Source organism: Streptomyces sp. MGP-P1, assembly GCF_057766565.1.
The window spans coordinates 1,134,806-1,153,654 of record NZ_JBYMEM010000001.1; the positions used below are offsets into that span (position 1 = coordinate 1,134,806).

Genomic DNA, 18,849 nt, shown 5'->3' on the forward strand with positions numbered 1-18,849 from the left:
CCCACGGCACGGTCACAGCCGCTTGGCGCTGCGCAGCGTCTTGGCGTAGTAGCCGTTGCCGTCGAGCCGGGAGACTCCGCCGACGTTGCCGATGGTCGGGCCGTTGACCTCCTCGCGGCTGGAGACGAAGATCAGGTGGCCCTCGGTGTCGTAGCCGAGGACTATGCCGACGTGGTCGAGCCGTTCCTTGGTGCGGGCGTCCAGCTTGAAGAAGACGAGGTCGCCGGGCTGGAGCTGGTCGATGGCGGACGGCCGGTCGTCGGCCGTCACCCCGGTCAGCGGGAGCACGTCGACGCCCTCGTCGGAGCGGGCCATGCCGTTGGCGGTGCGCGGCAGTCCGTCGCCCGAGGTGTCCGAGGACATCAGCGGGTAGCGGGTGCGGTAGCCGAGCACCATCCGTATGAAGCCCGAGCAGTCCAGAGACTTTGCGCGCATGGTTTCGGGGGTACCCGTCCGGCCGTCCCGGAAGGGGTAGGGCGTGCCGAGGTAGTCGTAGAAGTCGGACTGCTCCAGGCGCAGGTCGCCGCCCTCCGCGCCGGTGGTGTTCAGCGGTCCGAAGTCGGCGTCACCGGCGTAGGCGAGGCCCTGCTCGTCCTTTTTCTGCGGGGCGCCGGTCACGTACTGGAAGGAGGTGGCGAAGAGGTCGTCCTCCTTGCTGTCCCCGTACTCGGTGTACCACTCGGTGAACCACTTCTCCTTCTCGGCGCCCTTCTCCCAGGACTCGGGCATCAGCCGCACCCAGTCCGTGGTGGAGACCTTGGACGAGGTCGAGGCCGGTTCGGCGAAGGTGCGGGCCGGGCCGGTGAGTGTGGCCAGGCGAGCCCCGTCGGTGAACACCGCCTTGATCTGACCGTCGGCGCCGCGCAGCACCGACCGCGCCGGGTTCTCCAGGCGGGACCACTTGGCCTCGCTCTTGTCGGCGGAGGCGGAGCTCTCGCCGCCGTCCAGGACGCCGACGTTACGGACCTCCGTCACCCCGGGCGCCTCGTGCTTCCGCAGTTCCAAGGTGAGGTAGCCGGAGGTTGCGACCAGCGCCAGCACCACCAGACCCGAGACGACGGGCCGCGACTTTTTCTTCCCTGCCATCGATTACTCCTCGGTCGTTCTGGGCGGCTTGTCAGACAGTGGGCATGATGCCGAGCAGCAGCCCGGCGGCGACGACGATGTAGGCCATGAGCGAGACCGTGCCGGTGGCCAGCAGGGTGGGACCCTTGGGCTGTCGCACCAACTGGTAGGCGATCAGGCCGGGCACGATGAAGCCGAGGGTCTGGTTGCCATAGAGCAGTGGGAACTCCAGCGACAGCAGGATCATCACCGTGCTCTGGAGCAGCACGCCGAGCAGCACCACCGAGGCGAACAGCCGCTTGCCGTAGAGGATCATCAGCCGCTGCATGATCTTGGTGCCGCCGTAGGTGAGGGCGGTGACACCCACCACCATGGCCGCGCGCTGGACGTCCTCGATCAGTGTCAGCGCGAGCCACCCGGGAGTGATCATGCCGCCGGGGGAGAGGTTGGTGGTGAGGTAGCACACCAGCGAGAAGAACAGCCCTATGGCGATACCCAGGGCGGCCATCTCGGGGGTCAGTGCGGCGGTGGTCAACGGGATCTCCGGGCGTCGTCGTGCGGCTCTTCGTAGGGCGGCCAGGTCTGCTGGGCTGATTCGTACGGCTGCTGCCACGGCGCGTCGGCGTTCCGCCCGAAGGGCTCGTACCGCTCCTGCTGTGCGTACTGCTCCTGTTGCGCGTGCCACTCCTGCGGCTCGTGCTGCTGCCAGGACGGCCCGGACCCCTGGGGCGGGATGCGGACCACAGGTATCTCCTGCGTCTGCGAGGCCTGGTAGCGCTCCTCGTACGCCGGGGGGTACGAGGCGAACGGGTCCAGGCGGGGAGCCTGTGCCGGGGTCGCCGCGGTGGCGGGGTCCGGTGTCTCCTCGTTCGTGTCACTCTCGTCGGCGGGAAGTTCGGCGAGGTACTCCAACAGCTCCTCGCCCTGGCCGTGGATGTTGCCGATGGCCACCAGGGAGGCGCCGTCGGACATGCGGCCGAGCAGAGTCGGCATGAACTCCTCGGCGGACCGCTTCTCGCCGCCCAGGTCGACCGCCCGGTCCCGCCACTCGGCGGGGATGGCGTCGATGGCGCTCTTGGAGGGGTTGCCGATGACGAAGACGTGGTCGGGCTGGAGGTCGGGGACGATCTCGCCCATCTGCCCGTTGCGCTCCACGCGGTCGGGGCGGCAGTTGATCACCACGTTCAGAGGGCGGCGGATGGCACCGAGGTCGAGGAGCTGGTTGATGTTCATCAGCGTCGACTCGGGGTCGTTGGCCGCGAAGACGTTGGCGAAGGCGAGCCGGTTGCCGTCGGGGGCCACATAGCGCTCCACGGAGAGCACGCCCGGGTCCGGCGGGGCGTCGTACATGCCCTGGAGGGCGACGTCGCGCTCCACGCCGAGCAGATCGGCGACGACCAGGGCGATCGCCACGTTCTCCTTGAAGGTGAACCAGCTGAAGCCGCGCAGCTCGTCGTCGCTGACCATCTCCGGGTCGGCGTACACCAACTGGCAGTTCCGGGCGTCCGCCTCCTCCTGGAGGATGGCGAAGCGCTCCTTCTCGGCGGTGACGCAGATGCCGTCGTGAGGCATCGAGCGGCACAGCGAGCGGGCCACGTCGTCGAGGGTGGGGCCCATCTCGGCAAGGTGGTCTTCGCGGACATTGCACAGCACGCCGATGGTGGAGCGGATCAGCTTGCTCTGGTTGACCTCCTGGAGCGCCGGCATCACGGCCATGCACTCGATGACGAGCGCGTCGGGCCGGTAGGTGGCGGCCCGGCGGACGATGCCGATCTGCTCCACCACGTTGGCGATGCCGAACTTGCGGTAGACCGGCTCCTCGGTGGCGTCGGGGTGGATGAAGCGGGCCGCCGTCCCGGTCGTCTTGGCGACGGTGATCAGGTCACCGCCCCGCAGCGCACCCGCACAGAGCCGGGTGATGGAGGACTTGCCGCGGATGCCGTTGACGAGCACCCGCGAGGGGATGGTGTGCAGCGCGGCGTAGTGCCGACGCTGTTCCACGATGCCCGCGACGAGCAGGAACAGACTGCCGATGGACAGGACGAAGTAGAGGTAGAGCACGCTTGGTCACCTTCCTCCGGCGGCGGGCCGGGACTCCGCGGGCCGGCGCACCTGGTCCTGCCGGCGGGCCTGCAACTGCTGGCGGATCAGTTCGAGGCTCCGCACGACAGCGCCGACCTCGTCCTGGTAGCGGGGATAGTGGACGGTCTTCAGATCGCCATCGGCGAGCTTTTCGGCACCGGTCGCCAAGGCCCGCAGGGGCCGTACGACGACGAGGTGGATCCAGCCCAGGCAGACGACGATCAGGGCGATGCCGAGCAGACTGGCGAGCACACTGCGGTCCTCGCGCTCGTAGGCGGTGATCTCGAAGTGGCCGGCGTCCTGCCAGCTCACGATGGTCCAGCCGAGGTCGGACGCGACGCCGCCACCGGTGAACGGCGCCGCTGCGGCCACGGTGACGGCACCACCGTCCCGGATGAGCAGGCCGTTCTCCACGGGCCCGGCGCCCACCTGCACATTGGCGGCGCGCACCAGGTCCGGCAGCGCATCGTTCGGCAGCCCCTCGAAGGCGAGGAAACCGTCGCTGGCGGCGAGCGTCCGCGCGTCGGCGTTCACGATCCGGACCTCGCCGAGGCCGGGCCGCTTCAGCAGCGAGTTGAGGAACTCCACCCGCACCTCGCCGACGAGGGTCATGCCCTTGTGCTCCGGCACGGGCGCCCCGGCCTGGACGACGGGCTTCTTCTCGCCCCTGCCGGAGACACGGACCAGTGACAGGTCCTTCTCCGCGCTCCAGTCGTGGGGGTCGCCGCCGGCCCGGGCGATGATGCCGCCGCCCTCACCCACGACGTACAGCGCCTGGTAGCGGGTGTGCTCGCGCAGGGCGTCCTTCAGTACGGCCTGGGTGGCGGCGGGGTCGTCGGGGTCGATCAGACGTGAGGTGGAGACGAGGTCCGCCTGAGCCTCGTTCAGCGCCCGGCGGGCCCGGTCGGCGACCAGGTCGGTGCGGTCGCGCTGGTCGTTGACCATGACGGCGGGGATGCTGACGGTCCCGTCCGTGCGGTTGAGCAGGAATCCGACGGGGATGCACCACAGCAGCAGGAGCACCGCCGTCAACACCAGCGGCCCGCGAGCACCGCCCCGGAACCTGCCGGCCGGGCGGGCGTCGGCACCGCCGTCCGGGGCGCTCACGCCGAGCTGGCAGCGGGTGCGCTCGAGGGCGGCGCCGATGCGGGCGGCCTCCCCCCAGCGGGGCACCGTGACAGGGCGGATCAGGTCGCCGCGGGCGAGCCGGCGGGATTCCAGGAACAGCCCGAGCAGCGGACGCTGCACGGTCATCCACAGCACGGCGACCGCGAGGAGCCCCAGCAGGACCAGGGCGCCCGCCGCGAGCAGGCCGAAGAGCTGCCGTCCGTCCTCGGCGACGGTCTGCTGCTGGACCACGGGGAGCATGGCGACGACCGTGAGGCCGAGGCCGGCGGCGACGCTCTCCCCGTCCTCCGGGTCCGAGGCGGCGAGGGAGGCGTATCCCGCGGTGGCTGTGCGGCCGTTGTAGTCCTCGCCCAGCAGGGTCCCGCTGACGCCGGGGTAGCCTCGGGATCCGGGCTCCCGGGCGCTGATGGGGTTCTGTTCGGTCTCCTGGGCGGCCCGGTCGGACAGCCGGCTCATCTGCTTCTGAAGGAAGGTGAGTTCCTCGCGCTCCGCGTCCGAGTTGAGCGCCTCGGACTGCTCGAAGCCGGCGGTGGCGAGGATTTCGCCCCCCTGCGCGACGACGGCCATGCTGCGGAACGGGCCCAGGTTGATGGAGGGCACCGAGAGGCTGTTCGAGGCGATCAGCAGTTGCTGCGCCCCTTCTTTCCCGTCCAGCACGGCCATCGTCATCAGGCGCACGTCGCCGGTCTCCAGCCGCACCATGCGCGGGGTGAGCGCCTCGTCACCGGTGAGGACGTCCTTGTCCAGCCAGGCGAGCGGGATGCGCTCTCCACGAGCCGCGAGCACCTTGCCGCTGCCCAGGTCCAGCACCATCGTGCCGGTCCACTTCTGGTACGCCTTGCTCAGGTCCGACAGCACGCGCTCGGGATCTGCCGGGCTGCCCATGGTCAGCGCGGCGGCGGTGCGTTCGAGGTCGGTGACCCTCTCGTCGATCGAGGCGCGCAGGGCGATGGCGCCGTCCTGGGCGAAGTACTCCTGGGAGGAGAGCACCGCCTTCGACGCGACCGGCTCGGTGTCCGGGCCCAGCACCTTGGCCGTGAGGCCGGCCAGGGCGAGGATCAGTACGCACAGCAGCGCGATCGGGGGCCGGATGCCGCCCAGCAGCGGCATATCCGCGCGTCTGCGGCTGCGCCGCCTGCCTCTCGGCACGAGGGGCGCGGCAGGAGTCGATGTCACCGGTCTTCTTCCTTGGTCGCTGCGGGTGCTCAGTGCCCGGAGGATGCACCGCTGTCGCGCGGCTTCGAGACGCCGTCACAGCAAAGACTGATAAACGGCGACATGGTTGTGTCCGTCGGCACGCAGAGATGTGTGGGCCTGGTCACTTCTCCAGTGACAGCCGCTTCAGGCCGTCACCGCCTGGCGCGCCACGGTTGTAGAGGAAGCCGCGCGTGCGGTCCTCGGCCAGCCGGTATCGTGCGATCCGGTCGTCGGAAAGCCCCTCGGGGTCCTCCAGCGCCTGCTGGACGTCCACCAGTCTGAGGTCCTCGACCGCACCCTCGGCCGCCTTCTCCCCGGCCTCGATCTCGGGCGGGATGTCCATCTGCGTGGTGCGGTAGCGGGCGGAGACGTCCCAGCCGTCGTCGGTCTCACGGAACTCGAACCAGCCGATGGCCCCCTCCTCGGTGAGACCGGTCGGCGAGGAGTGCCGTGCCACCTGATTGCCGAGGCCGTACGCGATCCAGGTGCCGTTGACCTTCTGGATCGGCTGCACGACGTGGGCGTGGTGCCCGATCACCAGGTCGATCCCGGTCTCCTCGGTGATCCGCCGGCCCATGTCCAACTGCGGGACGCTCGGCTCGTTGTAATGTTCCAGCCCCCAGTGCAGGGAGAGGAGCACCACCTCGGCACCCTTGTCGCGGGCCCGCTTCTCGGCCTTCTTCACCTCGTCCGTACTGGACCGGTTGAAGGCCCAACGCTGCTTCTCGGGTGTGGGGTTGAGGAAGGACTCCCAGGAGTACGAGAGGTGGGCGACCTTGACGCCGTTGACGTCACGGATGTCGATCTGCTCTGCTTCCTCCGGGGTCCGCGCCGACCCGGTGTGCCCGAGGCCGACCTCGTCCATGGCGTTCAGCGTGCGCCGCACCGCTTTGAGTCCGTGATCGAAAGTGTGATTGGAGGCCGTCGAGCAGGTGTCGTACCCCACGTCCTTCAGGGCGGTCAGGATCTGCGGCGGAACCAGGAACTCCGGGTATCCCTGGAACGGGCCCTTGGGCTTCCCGACGGGCGTCTCCATGTGACAGATCGCAAGGTCGGCCTTGCTGATCACGGGCTTCACCCCGGCGAGCAGCGGCCCGAAGTCCAGTCCGGCCTGTCCTTGCCCGCTCTTCTTGGCATCCTTGGCGGCCTGATCCACGAGTTCCGGGTGGATCAGGACGTCACCGGCCGCGGCAACGGTGAAACTGCGGCCGTCGCCCTTGGCCTGCGGCGGCGCGGCCTCGGAACCACACGAGACGGTCAGGCCACCGGTTATCGCCAGCACCGCCAGCGAACGACCTATACCGAAAGACTTACGGAATGTCACCGATCCATACTTGCATGAACGTTAAGGGCGACCATGAAATCGTCATCACGGGATGGTCACGCTTTCTGCGCGGTTGTGTTCCAGCAGGTTTGATCCTGACCCTGGTCGCTTGCCAGGCCGATACGTCCCCGGCCCCGGAGGACTCCGTTCCGCGCGCCCGGGAGCTGGTCGACGTGCGCAGCCGCATCCTCGGGTACACAGCGAAGTTCCAGGCCGACTCCCCCTACACCCCTCCCGGCGGGGCACAGCGCGCGCGGCTCGCGAAGGCCGTCGGGAGCCTGCTGTCGGGCGATACCCAGAAGGCGGAACGGCAGCTCGGCCCGCTCGGCCTCGGCGTCACCCGCCTCACCGACACCGACACCGGCCGCCGCTACGACGAGATCGCCGCGACCGGCACCGGCGAGAGCACCGGCTGGGGCCGCCTGTACCTGAACGTCGACTCCACCGTCCGCTGGAACGTCCAGGTTCCGCACCCCGTCGCCGACCGCGACACGGAGGCCCTCGGCATCCGGCTCCTGGAGCGGAATCCCGGCGGCGCCCTCGTCCTTGCCGGCGCGCACCGTCGGGCCGGCGACGGCGACGCGGCCGATGTCGCCCACCGCGAGGACAGCGCCTTCCAGGCGGTCGTCGTGGAGCTGCAGAAGCGCGGGGTGCCCGGCGTTCAGCTGCACGGTTTCGCCGACTCGTCCGACCGCCCCTACGACGCCGTGGTCTCCACCGGCGCCGTCGAGTCCGCGCCCGCCGAGGTGGTTGCCATGGCGGACCGTATGGACGACGACGGGATGCGGGTCTGCCGGGCCTGGGCGGCACGCTGCCCGCTGGAGGGTACGACCAACGTCCAGGGCCTCTCGGCGCAGCGCGAACACGCCGGCTTCGTCCACGTCGAACTGGCCCGGCACGCCCGCGCGGAAGAAGGCCGCGACGCCGAGGAGGCCGCGGACGCCCTCGCCGGGCTGGTCACGGCGTGGAAAGTCAGCAGTCCGTCACGGGGATGATCTGTCAGACGCATGTCGGGTGAGCCGAGCGCCCGAGCGGCGCTGACCGGCCTGGTCCGCGAGCTCCTCGCGACCCGCCGCGGCAAGGCCGGGATCGGCGCCCCGGAGGACTTGTCGGGCTGCCGGGCTGCCGGGCTGCCGGGCTGCCCGACAACGAACGCAGGCGCGGTAGGGGGCGCTCGCCGTGGCCATGAGTTTCGGCTACGACGACGAGAAGGTGTCCATCGGCCGGCTCGCCGTCTCCCTGGACCACGCACCCGTCCGGCAACCGCGCGTCCTGACGGTGGCAGTCGGTCCGGCACGGCCAAAAGGGCGTCCCGTAGTCAGGCTGTGCCCACGGAACCCGCACGCAGTGGTGTTCTGGAGGAGCCTCGGTCGCACTCAGGGGCCTGTCCTCGCTGCCTGCTGCCAGGGCCTGCCCCCGCGAGCGCACTCCGGGGCCGACGGCACGTACAGCGGCGCCGTCGGCCGCTGGAGGCTCGGTGGTCGCGTGGAGCGTCTGGGTGTGCTGATGTCCGGGATGCGAGGGATTATCGGAGGATGAGTGGTGGTGATCCACTGGCGCCGTCCGGAGAGCGGGGCGGGCGTGGGCGATCGGAGACGGCCGCAGGCGGCGCCATGCCGCCGGCCTGGTCCTCGGGGTCGTCGGCCCGGCGTCGGAGGGGACGGCCGTGAACGAGGACCGTCTCCTCAGGCGGTACCAGGCGCTCATGGGGGCCGTGCCGCAGTCGGTGTGGGTGATGTCGCCCGGCGGTGTCGTCACCGTGTTGTCCGAGGGCGGGATCGCCGAGAAGCTGTGGACTCCCGGCACTGACACCTCGTGGATGGACGCCGTGCATCCCAAGGACCGGGACTGGTTCCAGCGGGCCTGGCGCAGGGCCACGCAGCAGCGGTCCCCTCTCGACACGATCGTCAGGGTGCGGCTCGACGGTGCCCTCGACCGCTTCCGCCACGTCAAGATCATCGCTGCGCCCGTTGTCGACGAGGACGGTGAGGTGGAGTTCGTTGGAACGGCCACCGACGCGGAGGAACACTGGCGCGGCCGGATGCGGGAGAAGTTGCTGGCACGTATGGCGGCGGTGCCCGCGGCCCGCGATCTCTCGGAGGCTTTTCTGACGACGGCCGCGGCCGTTGTGCCCGAGCTCGCTGACGCGGTGGCCATCTTCCGTCTCGTGGACGGCGTCGAGGCCGGTGTGCGGCCCGCCGACGCACCGGCCGCAACGTCGCCGGAGCGTGTGGGGCTCGCCCCCGGGCTGCCTCCCCTGCCCCCGCTGGACCCGGATTTCGCGCTCGGCCCGGTCGCCCGGCAGGCCGTCGAAAGCCAGGAGGCCCGGCTGCTGGTCTTCCCGCCCGACGGGCCTTCCGGCGAGGGGCTCTCGGACGCTTCCGCGCGGTGGCTGCGGGAAGCCGGGGCAACGGGTGTGGCGTTGGTGCCCGTGGTGGTGGACGGCCGGACCGTCGCGCTGGCGACCATCGCGACCTGCCGGGGCAACCCGCCCCCGGACGAGGCCGACCTCTCGCTGCTGCGGGACGTCTTCCAGCAGATGAGCGGGCCACTGCGCCGGACGATGGAGCTCCAGAGCATCCGTGGCAAGGCGCTCGCACTGCAGCAGAGCTTCCTGGCGGTCCCGCCGTCCATCGACGGTCTCACAATCACCGCGCTCTACCATCCGGCGGACTCGGCGGCGGAGGTCGGTGGGGACTGGTACGACGCCGTGCGACTCTCCGCCGACGCCCTCGCCCTGTCGATCGGCGATATCGCGGGGCACGACCTCGACGCGGCCATGGCGATGGCACGGGTCAACAGCATCCTGAGAGGGCTCGCGTACGACAGCGGCCCGGCCGCCAGTCCTGCGGTCACCCTGAGCCGCCTCGACCGCATCGTGCAGGCCCTCGACGGCCCGGCCATGGTCACGGCGGTGCACGCGGTCCTGCGTCGGCAGACACAGGGCGGCTGGCACGTCGCCCTCTCCAACGCCGGGCACCCGCCGCCCCTGCTGATCCCGGCGGACGCGCCGTCGCGGTATCTGCACGACCTCACGGCCCCGGACCCGCCCCTGTGCGTCACCGACGACCTCACCCGAACCACCCTCCACGCAGACCTGCACGCGGGCGACACCCTGGTCTTCTACACCGACGGGCTGGTGGAGACGCCGGACACGGACATCGGTGACAACCTCCGGCGGCTGCGGACTCGCACCGATGCGCTGGCCCGCCGGAGCCCGCCGCTGCGCTCCCTGGTCCGCGGCCTTCTCCCACCTCTTCACCACCGGCGGGACGACATCGCCATCATCGCCCTGCAAGCCCGGCCGGACTCGTGACCGCTCGTACCGAGCACCTCATCGTTTGCGCCCGGAACAGGGCCTCTATACCGTCGAGAAGGCCCGTCCCCGGACGAAAGAGGCTCTGTATGAACACGCCGAACGACCGTCAGGGCGGACTGGCGACCTCACGGGCCCACTCCGCCCGGGTGTACGACTACATCCTGGGTGGCAAGGACCACTACCCCGTGGATGCGGAAGCGGGCGAGGCCATGGCCCGGCACTGGCCCGCCCTGCCCGTGCACATGCTGGAGAACCGCCGGTTCATGCACCGCGCCGCGCGCTTCCTGGCAGAGGAACGGGGCATCCGCCAGTTCCTCGACATCGGAACCGGCCTGCCGACGTCGCCGAACCTGCACGAGATCGCGCAGGAGGTGGCTCCGGAATCGCACGTGGTCTACGTCGACAACGACCCCATCGTCCTCGCCCACGCCCGCGCCCTGCTGCACAGTTCGCCCGAGGGCGCCACCGCCTACGTGGACGCGAACATGCACGACCCCGACGCCATCCTGGACAGCCCCGAGTTCCGGGAGCTGATCGACCTGAGCCGGCCCGTCGGCCTCATGGTGATCGGCATCATGCACTTCATTCTGCCGCCCGACGACCGGCGTCTGATCGCCAGGCTGCTGGATCCACTGCCGCCCGGCAGCTACCTGGCGATGACCATCGGCACCGCGGACTTCGCGCCCGAAGAGGTCAACCGGGTCGCCCAGGAGTACCGCCAGCAAGGCATGCCCTTCGCCCTGCGCGAACTCGCCACCTCCACCTCGCTCTTCGACGGCCTGGAGCTTCAGGAGCCCGGGGTCACCCAGGTGCACACCTGGCGCCCCGGCCCGGAACAGAACGGCATCGACGGCCGCGACATCGCCATGTACGGGGCAGTCGCCAAAAAGAACTGAAGCGATTTCCGCGGTCGTGCCGTCCCGACCTGCGACCGCCTGTCGGGTCGCGCCGTTGACTTGACTCCTGCGCGCGCCTGCTCGTCGTCCTCGGCATCACCGCCGCCGACGAGGAGACCGCCCTGGCCATGATGGACTGGCTGCAACAGCTCTGGGCCGCCTCCGGCGTCACCGAGATCCCACGCGTCCCCGCCCAGCCATACATCAGCCCTGGACGAACGACGACCCTCGCCTCGCATCGACGTCATGCTTCTGTAAGACGCACACCCCTGGGTCTCCCGGGCCGGAAGTGACTACTTTCATAGGGCGATCGAGTTTTTGCGCTCACGTCGCACTGTGCTTTCGTTGCACGCGTGCGCCGTGACGGAATGCGATCGCCGAGTCAGCATGTGAACTCCGTCCCGAGGAGCCTTCTTGCGCACCTACGCAGTTGAATTCATCGGTACCTTCTTCCTCGTCCTCACTGTGGGCACAGCAGTGCTCTCCGAGGCGCCGTTAGCCCCGCTGGCCATCGGAGCGGTCCTGATGGTCATGGTCTACGCCGGAGGTCACGTCTCCGGCGCGCACTACAACCCGGCGGTCACCCTCGCCGTGCTCATCCGCGGCCGGATCAGCATGGAGGCCGCGGCCGGGTACATCGGCGCCCAGTCGCTGGCTGCCCTCACTGCCGGGCCTCTCGCTCGGTGGATCGTTTCTCCCGAGACCACGCATCGGCTCTCGTTATCCGGCCACCAGCTCGTCGCCGCCCTCGTGGTCGAAGCGCTCTTCGCTTTCGCACTCGCCTATGTGGTGCTGAACGTCGCCACCAGTTCCAGCCACCCCGACAACTCGTTCTACGGGCTCGCCATCGGTTTCACCGTACTGGCGGGCGCGGTGACGGTCGGGGGGATATCCGGCGCCGTGTTCAACCCGGCTGTGGCACTCGGTGGAGCCTTCGCGGGCCTGCTCGACTGGTCCGCTATCTGGGTCTACCTACTCGCGAACCTTGTGGGCGGCGCGGCAGCCGGGATGGGCTTCCGCGTTATCCACCCTCACGACCGAGGCTCCCTCGTCACCGCCGAGGAGGCCACGGACTCCCGTGGCCTCGCCGTGCAGTCAGGCACGTGACCTGGTGTCGCTCTCTTCCGCGGAAGAGCCGCCGACCGCCGAAAGAATCCACCCCGCTGTCCGTGGGGCGCAGGAAGCGGCGCACGCCTGCTGGAAGCTCGCCGTTCACTCGGTACGACGGGACCTGACGATGCGCGTGCGTGCCCGCCCTCCCCGGTGCGTGCCTGGCCGGCGCCCTGCACGACGTGGCCGTCTGTCACAGCACCGGAAGACGGACTCGCCAGGCCGGGAAGACCGAGCACGCGGCACTGGAGTTACTGCGCCGGCTCGCACCGTACAGCCGAACAGGTGGATGGCCGTCAACCACCCGTACCGGTGCCTGGACCGAACGACTCTGTCAGCGGAGGGCGGGAATGACGGTGGAGCCGTAGGCGTCGATGGTGCCCTCGCGGTTGTCATGCATGTCATAGACGGCGAACTGGTCAACGCCCAGGGTCTTGAGGTGGCGGAGCTTGTCGATGTGCGTCTCGGCGGGGCCCAGGAGGCAGAAGCGGTCGACGATCTCGTCGGGGACGAAGACTGTATCGGGGTTGTCGGCGCGGCCGTGGTGGCCGTAGTCGTAGCCCTGCCGGTCCTTGATGTACGCCGTCAGCTCTTCGGGGACCATCGAGGAGTGTTCGCCGTACTTCTCCACCAGGTCGGCGACGTGGTTGCCGACCATGCCGCCGAACCAGCGGCACTGATCGCGGGCATGGGCCAGCGCCTGCGGGGAGTTGTCCGCGGTGACGTACGCCGGTGCGGCGACGCAGATGGTGAGGGCATCGGGGTCGCGGCCCGCGTCGGTGGCAGCCTGCCGGACCGCTTTGATCATCCACTCCGTCAGGAAGGGGTCGGCGAGCTGGAGGATGAAACCGTCGGCCTTCTGTCCGGCCAGTGCCAGGGCCTTGGGGCCGTACGCCGCCATCCACACCGGCAGCTTCCCGTTCTTCACCCAGGGAATGCGGATCGGGCTGCCGTCGACCTCGGCCTCCCGGCCCTCCGCCAGGTCGCGGATGACGTCGATGGCCTCGCCGAGGCGGGCCAGGGTGTTGGGCCGGCGGCCGGCGACGCGCATCGCGGAGTCGCCGCGCCCGATGCCGCACACCGTGCGGTTGCCGTACATGTCGTTGAGGGTCGCGAAGGTGGAGGCGGTGACCTCCCACGTTCGCGTTCCCGGGTTCGTCACCATCGGGCCGACGTGGAGTTTGGTGGTGTGTTCGAGGATCTGGCTGTAGATGACGAAGGGTTCCTGCCACAGCACGGCCGAGTCGAAGGTCCAGCCGTAGCGGAAGCCGTTGCGCTCTGCCCGGCGCATCAGCCCGACGACCTGCGAGGCGGGCGGGTCGGTCTGCAGGACGAGTCCGAAGTCCACGCGGAACCTCCAAAGTTTCGAGTCGATAGAGGACGAGACCCCGGGGCGCTCAGCCCAGGTACTGGCAGAGACCACGCGGCAGGAACGCCCCGTGCCCCGCGTGACCCACGTACTTGCGCTGATCCACCACCACCTCACCCCGTGAGAGGACGGTCTCGACCTGGCCGGTCACCGTCCTCCCCTCGTACGCCGAGTAGTCGACGTTCATGTGGTGGGTCTCGGCCGACAGCACCTGAGTGGCATGCGGGTCGTAGATGACGATGTCCGCGTCCGCACCGGGGCTGATCGTGCCCTTCCGCGGATAGAGACCGAACATCCGGGCCGGGGACGCACACGCGATCTCGATCCAGCGGCGGCGGGAGATGTGCCCGTCCACCACCGCCTGATGGAGGAGGTCCATGCGGTTCTCCACCCCCGGCAGCCCGTTGGGGATCTTGGAGAAATCGCCCCGGCCCAGGTCCTTCTGACCGGTGAAACAGAACGGGCAGTGATCCGTCGACACCACCTGGAGGTCATTCGTGCGCAGGCCCCGCCACAATGCCGCCTGATGCTCCTTCGGCCGCAGCGGTGTCGAGCACACGTACTTGGCGCCCCCGAAGTCCGGCTCCGCCAGGTTGTCCGTCGACAGGAAGAGGTACTGCGGGCAGGTCTCACCGAAGACCGGCAGGCCCATGTCCCTCGCCGCCGCCAGCTCCGCCACCGCCTCCTCGGCCGACACGTGCACGACGTACAGGGGACTGCCCGCGACCCGGGCCAGCTGGATCGCCCGGTGGGTCGCCTCCGCCTCCAGCAACGCCTTGCGGACCTCCCCGTGGTAGCGGGGATCGGTCTCGCCCCTCGCCAGGGCCTGTTCGACGAGGACGTCGATCGCGATGCCGTTCTCCGCGTGCATCATGATCAGCCCGCCGGTGTCCCCGGCCACCTGCATCGCCCGCAGGATCTGGCCGTCGTCCGAATAGAAGACACCCGGATACGCCATGAACAATTTGAACGAGGAAACACCGATCTCGACCAGCCTCGGCATCTCCCGCAGCGTCGACTCGTTCACGTCCGACATGATCATGTGGAACGCGTAGTCGATCGCACAGTTCCCGTCCGCCTTCTCCATCCAGGCATCCAGACCGGCCCGCAGCGCGTGCCCCTTCGACTGCACCGCGAAATCGACGATCGTCGTCGTCCCGCCCCACGCCGCCGCCCGCGTCCCCGTCTCGAACGTGTCCGACGCGAACGTGCCGCCGAACGGCAGCTCCATATGCGTGTGCGCGTCGACCCCGCCCGGAATCACGTACTTCTGCGACGCGTCGATCACCCGCTCCGCCGCCCACTCCTGCGAACCCGGCGCTGCCAACGCCACCACCCGGCCCTGCTCGATCAGCACATCCGCGTGCACCTCGTCCGCAGCCGTGATCACAAGACCACCAGAGATCAGAGTCCGAGTCATTTCCCAACCTTCCCTTCACACCGACCACCGAACAGCCCACCACCGACACCGGCCGGGGCCACACCCCGCCCCGCCGGCCCCCTCACACCGTTACCTCGCACAACACACCTCCCACTCCGCCGGAAAACCCCCGGCCGGGGCCGCCCCGCACGGTTGACATACGTAGGGGCCCGCCGGGCGGGGGTCAGCCCGCCGCGTGCAGGGCGTCCGCGAGGATCGCCGCGCCTTCCTCGGCCTCGGCGACGGTCAGGGTCAGCGGCGGGGCGATCCTGAGGACGCTGGTGCTGTGGCCGCCGCCCTTGCCGATGAGGAGTCCGCCCGCGCGGGCCGCTTCGAGGACGGCCGCGGCGGCTTCGGCGTCGGCCTCGTCGGTGCCTGGCCTCACCAGTTCGATGCCGATCATCAGGCCCCGGCCGCGCACCTCGCGCACGGCGGGCGATGCGGCGGCGATGCCCCGCAGTCGTTCGATGAGGAGCCCGCCGACGCGCCGCGCGTTGCCCTGGAGGTCGTGCTCCAGGAGGTACGAGAGGTTGGCGAGCGACGCGGCCATGGTGACCGGTGAACCGCCGAAGGTGGAGATGGAGTTGGCGTCGAGGCAGTTCATCACCTCGGCCCGGGCCACCACTCCCCCGACCGACATGCCGTTGCCGATGCCCTTGGCGAAGGTGAGGATGTCCGGCGGCCCGTTCTCGGCGTGCGCCTGCCAGCCCCAGAAGTGGTCACCGGTACGGCCCCAGCCGGTCTGCACCTCGTCCGAGATCCACAGCACCCCGTGCCGGTCCAGGACCTCCCGGAACGCGGCGAACAGGCCGTCGGGCGGGGAGGTGAAGCCGCCGACGCCCTGGATGGGTTCCGCGATCAGGGCGGCGGGTCGGCGGGTGTGCCCGAGGAGGTCCTCCAGGTCGGCGACGCACGCCTGGATGAACCGCTCGTCGCTCAGCTCGGCGTACGGGCCACGGCCGCGGACGCCGCCGTGGACGTACAGGGTCTGGAGCGGGGACAGACTCGTGGGCGACCAGGCCTGGTTGCCGGTGATGGAGACCGTGGAGAACGACCGGCCGTGGTAGCTGTTGCGCATCGCGAGGATCTGGTTGGAGCGGCGGTACGCGGTGGCGAGCAGCAGGGCGGTGTCGTTGGCCTCGGTGCCCGAGGTGGTGAAGAAGACCCGGGCGTCGGGGATTTGGGAGAGATTGGCGATCCGTTCGGCCATCTCCACCATGGGGCGGTTGAGGTAGAGGGTGGACGAGTGGATGATCCGCCCGGCCTGTTCGGCGACCGCCTTGGTCACCTCGGGCAGGGCGTGGGCGGTCATCGTGGTCAGGATGCCGCCGAAGAAGTCCAGGTAGCGGTTGCCGTCCGCGTCCCAGACGTGACGGCCCTCGCCGTGGGTGAGTTCCAGGGGGTGGCGGTAGTAGAGGGCCAGCCACTCGGGGCTGACGGCGAGGTGGCGCTCGTGCAGTCCGGTCACGGCTCCACCAGCCCGTCGTAGGCGTCGGGCCGTCGGTCCCGGTAGAACGCCCACTGTTGGCGGACTTCCTCGATCAGGTCGAAGTCCAGGTCGCGGACGAGGAGTTCCTCTTCCTTGTCGCTGGCCACGTCCCCGACGAACTGGCCGCGCGGGTCGACGAAGTAGCTGGTGCCGTAGAAGTCGTTGTCGCCGTACTCCTCCTGGCCGACCCGGTTGATCGCGGCGACGAAGTACTCGTTGGCGACGGCGGAGGCCGGCTGCTCCAACTGCCAGAGGTGGCTGGAGAGTCCGCGTGAGGTGGCCGACGGGTTGTACACCAACTGGGCTCCCCCGAGTCCGAGTTGCCGCCAGCCCTCGGGGAAGTGCCGGTCGTAGCAGATGTACACGCCGACCTTGCCGACGGCGGTGTCGAAGACCGGCCAGCCGGCGTTGCCGGGCTTGAAGTAGTACTTCTCCCAGAATCCCTTGACCTGCGGGATGTGGTGCTTGCGGTACTTGCCGAGGTACGAGCCGTCGGCGTCGATCACGGCCGCGGTGTTGTAGTAGAAGCCGGACTGCTCGATCTCGAAGACCGGGACGACGATCACCATGCCGGTCTCGCGGGCCAGGTCCCGCATGCGCCGGACGGTCGGGCCGTCGGGGACCGGCTCGGCCCAGCGGTAGTGCTCGGGCTCCTGGACCTGGCAGAAGTAGGGGGCGTTGAACACCTCCTGGAAGCCGATGATCTTCGCGCCCTGCCGGGCGGCCTCGCGCGCGTGTTCCTCGTGCTTGGCAATCATGGATTCGGTGTCGCCGGTCCAGGTCGCCTGGACGAGTGCGGCGCGTACGACGTGGGACATGAGCTGCTCCTTCGACGCGGCGTCAGAGAGCCTGCACGCGTTCTCTACGCACGTAGATCGGTGCATGGATGGAGAACGTAAGCCCCTCCGTCCGGCGGGGCAAGACCATCGCCGTGAACCGGCGGAGTCGATCATGTTTCGCACCCGACCGGTCCACAACGGCCACGGTCCCGGTCTCCGGTGGTCGTCAAGACGCCCCCAGGGGTCTCCACACACGCCCGGGAACCTCAGACGCCCGGCACGCCCGCCACCCGCAGCGCGTGCACCAGGTCCCACTCCCGTTCCACCGACACCTCGCGGGCCGCCGCCAGGAGCAGGGGCGGCAGCCGGGTGCCGCCGGTCCCGGCCAGCTCGGCGGCCTCCTGCGGGGTGCGTACGCGGACGAAGGCGCCGAGCAGGTCCCGTGCCTCCCGCTCCCGGCCGGCGCCGTCCAGGGCGAGCACCGCCTCGGCCACCTCGGCGGCGGGCCGGGCGACGCCCTGGCGCAGCAGGAGCCCGCAGTCCGCCTCGCGCCCGGCGACGGCCAGCGCGCCCGCCGCGGCGGCGAATCCGGCGGGCGGCAGCGAGGACACCTCCCAGAGCAGGGTCGTCCAGTCGGCGGCGAGCCCGGCCCGGTACAGGGCCACCGCGAGCACCGGCAGCCGGGGCGCGGGCCAGGCCGCGACCTCGCAGAGCACCACGTGCGCCTCGCCGCCCCGGCCCTCGGCGCGCAGCCGGATCAGCTGGGCGACGGCCCCGGCGACGGCCTGCCCGGCGGCCGGATCGGGCAGGGCGTCCGGCGCACGGTTCCCCCCGGCAGCGCCCCGGCCCTCGCGCCCCTCCTCCCCCGCGCCACCGCCGAAGCGGGCGCCGCGCGGGGCGGGCGGACCCGAGCGTGAGGGCACGGGCGGACCGGGCAGCGGCGAGGGCGCGTAGTCGGCCTCCTGCGCCTCCTCATCGACCTCCAGGCCGGCGAACCGGGCTCCGCGCGGCTTCCCGCGCCGGGGAGCGGGGGCGGTGGGGGCCGGGTCGTCGGGGGCATCGGCGGTGAAGGCCGAGGCGTCGGGCCGGACCCCCTCGACGCCCCCGGCCGACGGCCCGTAGGCGTCCTCGACCCGCGGCCGGACCCCGGGGACCGTCACCGCCGCCAGCCGCCCCCGCAGTTCGGCGCAGCGGGCGGTGGCGCGTTCATGGTCGTCGCGGGCCCAGGCCAGCGCTTCCGGTTCGGCCGGGACCGGGCCGCCGGGCCCGGCGCCGCGCAGGCGTTCCGCCGCCCGGTGCTGCTCGCGGACCATCAACCCCAGCCGGTGGACGAGCTCCTGGCGTCCGCCGGGCCGCCGGTCGTGGGTGGCCGCGGCCGCGGAGTAGAGCGCGGCGGCCCGGACCGAGACCTGCTCGGCGAACCGGGCGCCGCGCAGGGCGGCGAGGTCCGCGAGCAACGACTCCACCACGTCCCAGGGCGGGATCTCCGCCCCGTCCAGGCAGGACCGCATACCGACCGGGTCGCGCCGGGTGAAGACCCCGTACCAGCCGCGTCCGGGGTCCAGTCGTGCCGCCAGTTCTCGCAGGTAATGCGCGAACGCCACGATTTCGTAAGCCTGCTGATGCACCGTCATCGTCGCCCTCGCCGACCGTCGACTGAAGCCTTCCAGT

The 18,849-nt window shown here is 70.3% G+C and carries 15 protein-coding genes; 5 read left to right on the forward strand and 10 right to left on the reverse strand.

Annotated features, from left to right (window positions below):
- Positions 1-12: 12 nt before the first annotated feature.
- From AC3CH1_RS05110 to AC3CH1_RS05130, 5 genes are all read right to left on the reverse strand, one after another.
- The gene (locus AC3CH1_RS05110; protein ID WP_488461753.1) at positions 13-1,086 is read right to left on the reverse strand and encodes a C40 family peptidase; all 1,074 of its coding nucleotides are present in this window, start codon (positions 1,084-1,086) and stop codon (positions 13-15) included.
- Between the two features lie 31 nt (positions 1,087-1,117).
- Positions 1,118-1,600 (reverse strand): poly-gamma-glutamate biosynthesis protein PgsC/CapC, encoded by a 483-nt coding sequence (locus tag AC3CH1_RS05115; protein ID WP_488461754.1) that lies wholly within the window; start codon positions 1,598-1,600, stop codon positions 1,118-1,120.
- Positions 1,597-3,126 (reverse strand): poly-gamma-glutamate synthase PgsB, encoded by a 1,530-nt coding sequence (gene pgsB, locus AC3CH1_RS05120; RefSeq protein WP_488461755.1) that lies wholly within the window; start codon positions 3,124-3,126, stop codon positions 1,597-1,599. The genes AC3CH1_RS05115 and pgsB overlap by 4 nt, the downstream gene beginning before the upstream one ends.
- A 6-nt stretch (positions 3,127-3,132) precedes the next feature.
- Positions 3,133-5,385 carry a HAMP domain-containing protein gene (locus tag AC3CH1_RS05125; RefSeq protein WP_488462151.1) on the reverse strand — a complete coding sequence of 751 codons (2,253 nt, stop codon included), beginning with the start codon at positions 5,383-5,385 and terminating at the stop codon, positions 3,133-3,135.
- Positions 5,386-5,593: 208 nt separating this feature from the next.
- On the reverse strand, positions 5,594-6,760 hold the full coding sequence (locus tag AC3CH1_RS05130; protein WP_488462152.1) for a CapA family protein: 1,167 nt from the start codon (positions 6,758-6,760) through the stop codon (positions 5,594-5,596).
- Between the two features lie 29 nt (positions 6,761-6,789).
- Here AC3CH1_RS05130 and AC3CH1_RS05135 point away from each other — a divergent pair, with 29 nt between their 5' ends.
- The 5 genes from AC3CH1_RS05135 to AC3CH1_RS05155 all read left to right on the forward strand — a co-directional run bounded on the left by AC3CH1_RS05135 (position 6,790) and on the right by AC3CH1_RS05155 (position 12,118).
- Complete coding sequence (locus AC3CH1_RS05135) at positions 6,790-7,791, forward strand: hypothetical protein (RefSeq protein ID WP_488461756.1); 1,002 nt, start codon at positions 6,790-6,792, stop codon at positions 7,789-7,791.
- A 671-nt stretch (positions 7,792-8,462) separates the two neighbouring features.
- On the forward strand, positions 8,463-10,112 hold the full coding sequence (locus AC3CH1_RS05140) for a SpoIIE family protein phosphatase (RefSeq protein ID WP_488461757.1): 1,650 nt from the start codon (positions 8,463-8,465) through the stop codon (positions 10,110-10,112).
- Positions 10,113-10,201: 89 nt separating this feature from the next.
- Positions 10,202-11,011: an SAM-dependent methyltransferase gene (locus AC3CH1_RS05145; RefSeq protein ID WP_488461758.1), complete on the forward strand. Its 810-nt coding sequence runs from the start codon at positions 10,202-10,204 to the stop codon at positions 11,009-11,011.
- Positions 11,012-11,088: 77 nt separating this feature from the next.
- Positions 11,089-11,304, forward strand: a complete 216-nt coding sequence (locus AC3CH1_RS05150) for a DUF6207 family protein (protein WP_488462153.1) — start codon at positions 11,089-11,091, stop codon at positions 11,302-11,304.
- Positions 11,305-11,425: 121 nt separating this feature from the next.
- Entirely contained in the window at positions 11,426-12,118 is a 693-nt protein-coding gene (locus AC3CH1_RS05155) for an MIP/aquaporin family protein (RefSeq protein WP_488461759.1), read from the forward strand.
- A gap of 337 nt (positions 12,119-12,455) precedes the next feature.
- Here the strand turns inward: AC3CH1_RS05155 and AC3CH1_RS05160 are convergent, their stop codons facing one another.
- From AC3CH1_RS05160 to AC3CH1_RS05180, 5 genes are all read right to left on the reverse strand, one after another.
- Positions 12,456-13,469, reverse strand: a complete 1,014-nt coding sequence (locus AC3CH1_RS05160) for a TIGR03842 family LLM class F420-dependent oxidoreductase (protein ID WP_488461760.1) — start codon at positions 13,467-13,469, stop codon at positions 12,456-12,458.
- A gap of 49 nt (positions 13,470-13,518) precedes the next feature.
- The gene (gene hydA / locus AC3CH1_RS05165; RefSeq protein WP_488461761.1) at positions 13,519-14,910 is read right to left on the reverse strand and encodes a dihydropyrimidinase; all 1,392 of its coding nucleotides are present in this window, start codon (positions 14,908-14,910) and stop codon (positions 13,519-13,521) included.
- A 184-nt stretch (positions 14,911-15,094) separates the two neighbouring features.
- Positions 15,095-16,378 (reverse strand): aspartate aminotransferase family protein, encoded by a 1,284-nt coding sequence (locus AC3CH1_RS05170; protein ID WP_488461762.1) that lies wholly within the window; start codon positions 16,376-16,378, stop codon positions 15,095-15,097.
- Entirely contained in the window at positions 16,375-17,217 is an 843-nt protein-coding gene (locus AC3CH1_RS05175) for a nitrilase-related carbon-nitrogen hydrolase (protein ID WP_018961446.1), read from the reverse strand. The genes AC3CH1_RS05170 and AC3CH1_RS05175 overlap by 4 nt, the downstream gene beginning before the upstream one ends.
- Positions 17,218-17,444: 227 nt before the next feature.
- On the reverse strand, positions 17,445-18,812 hold the full coding sequence (locus tag AC3CH1_RS05180; protein WP_488461763.1) for a hypothetical protein: 1,368 nt from the start codon (positions 18,810-18,812) through the stop codon (positions 17,445-17,447).
- Positions 18,813-18,849 lie beyond the last annotated feature (37 nt).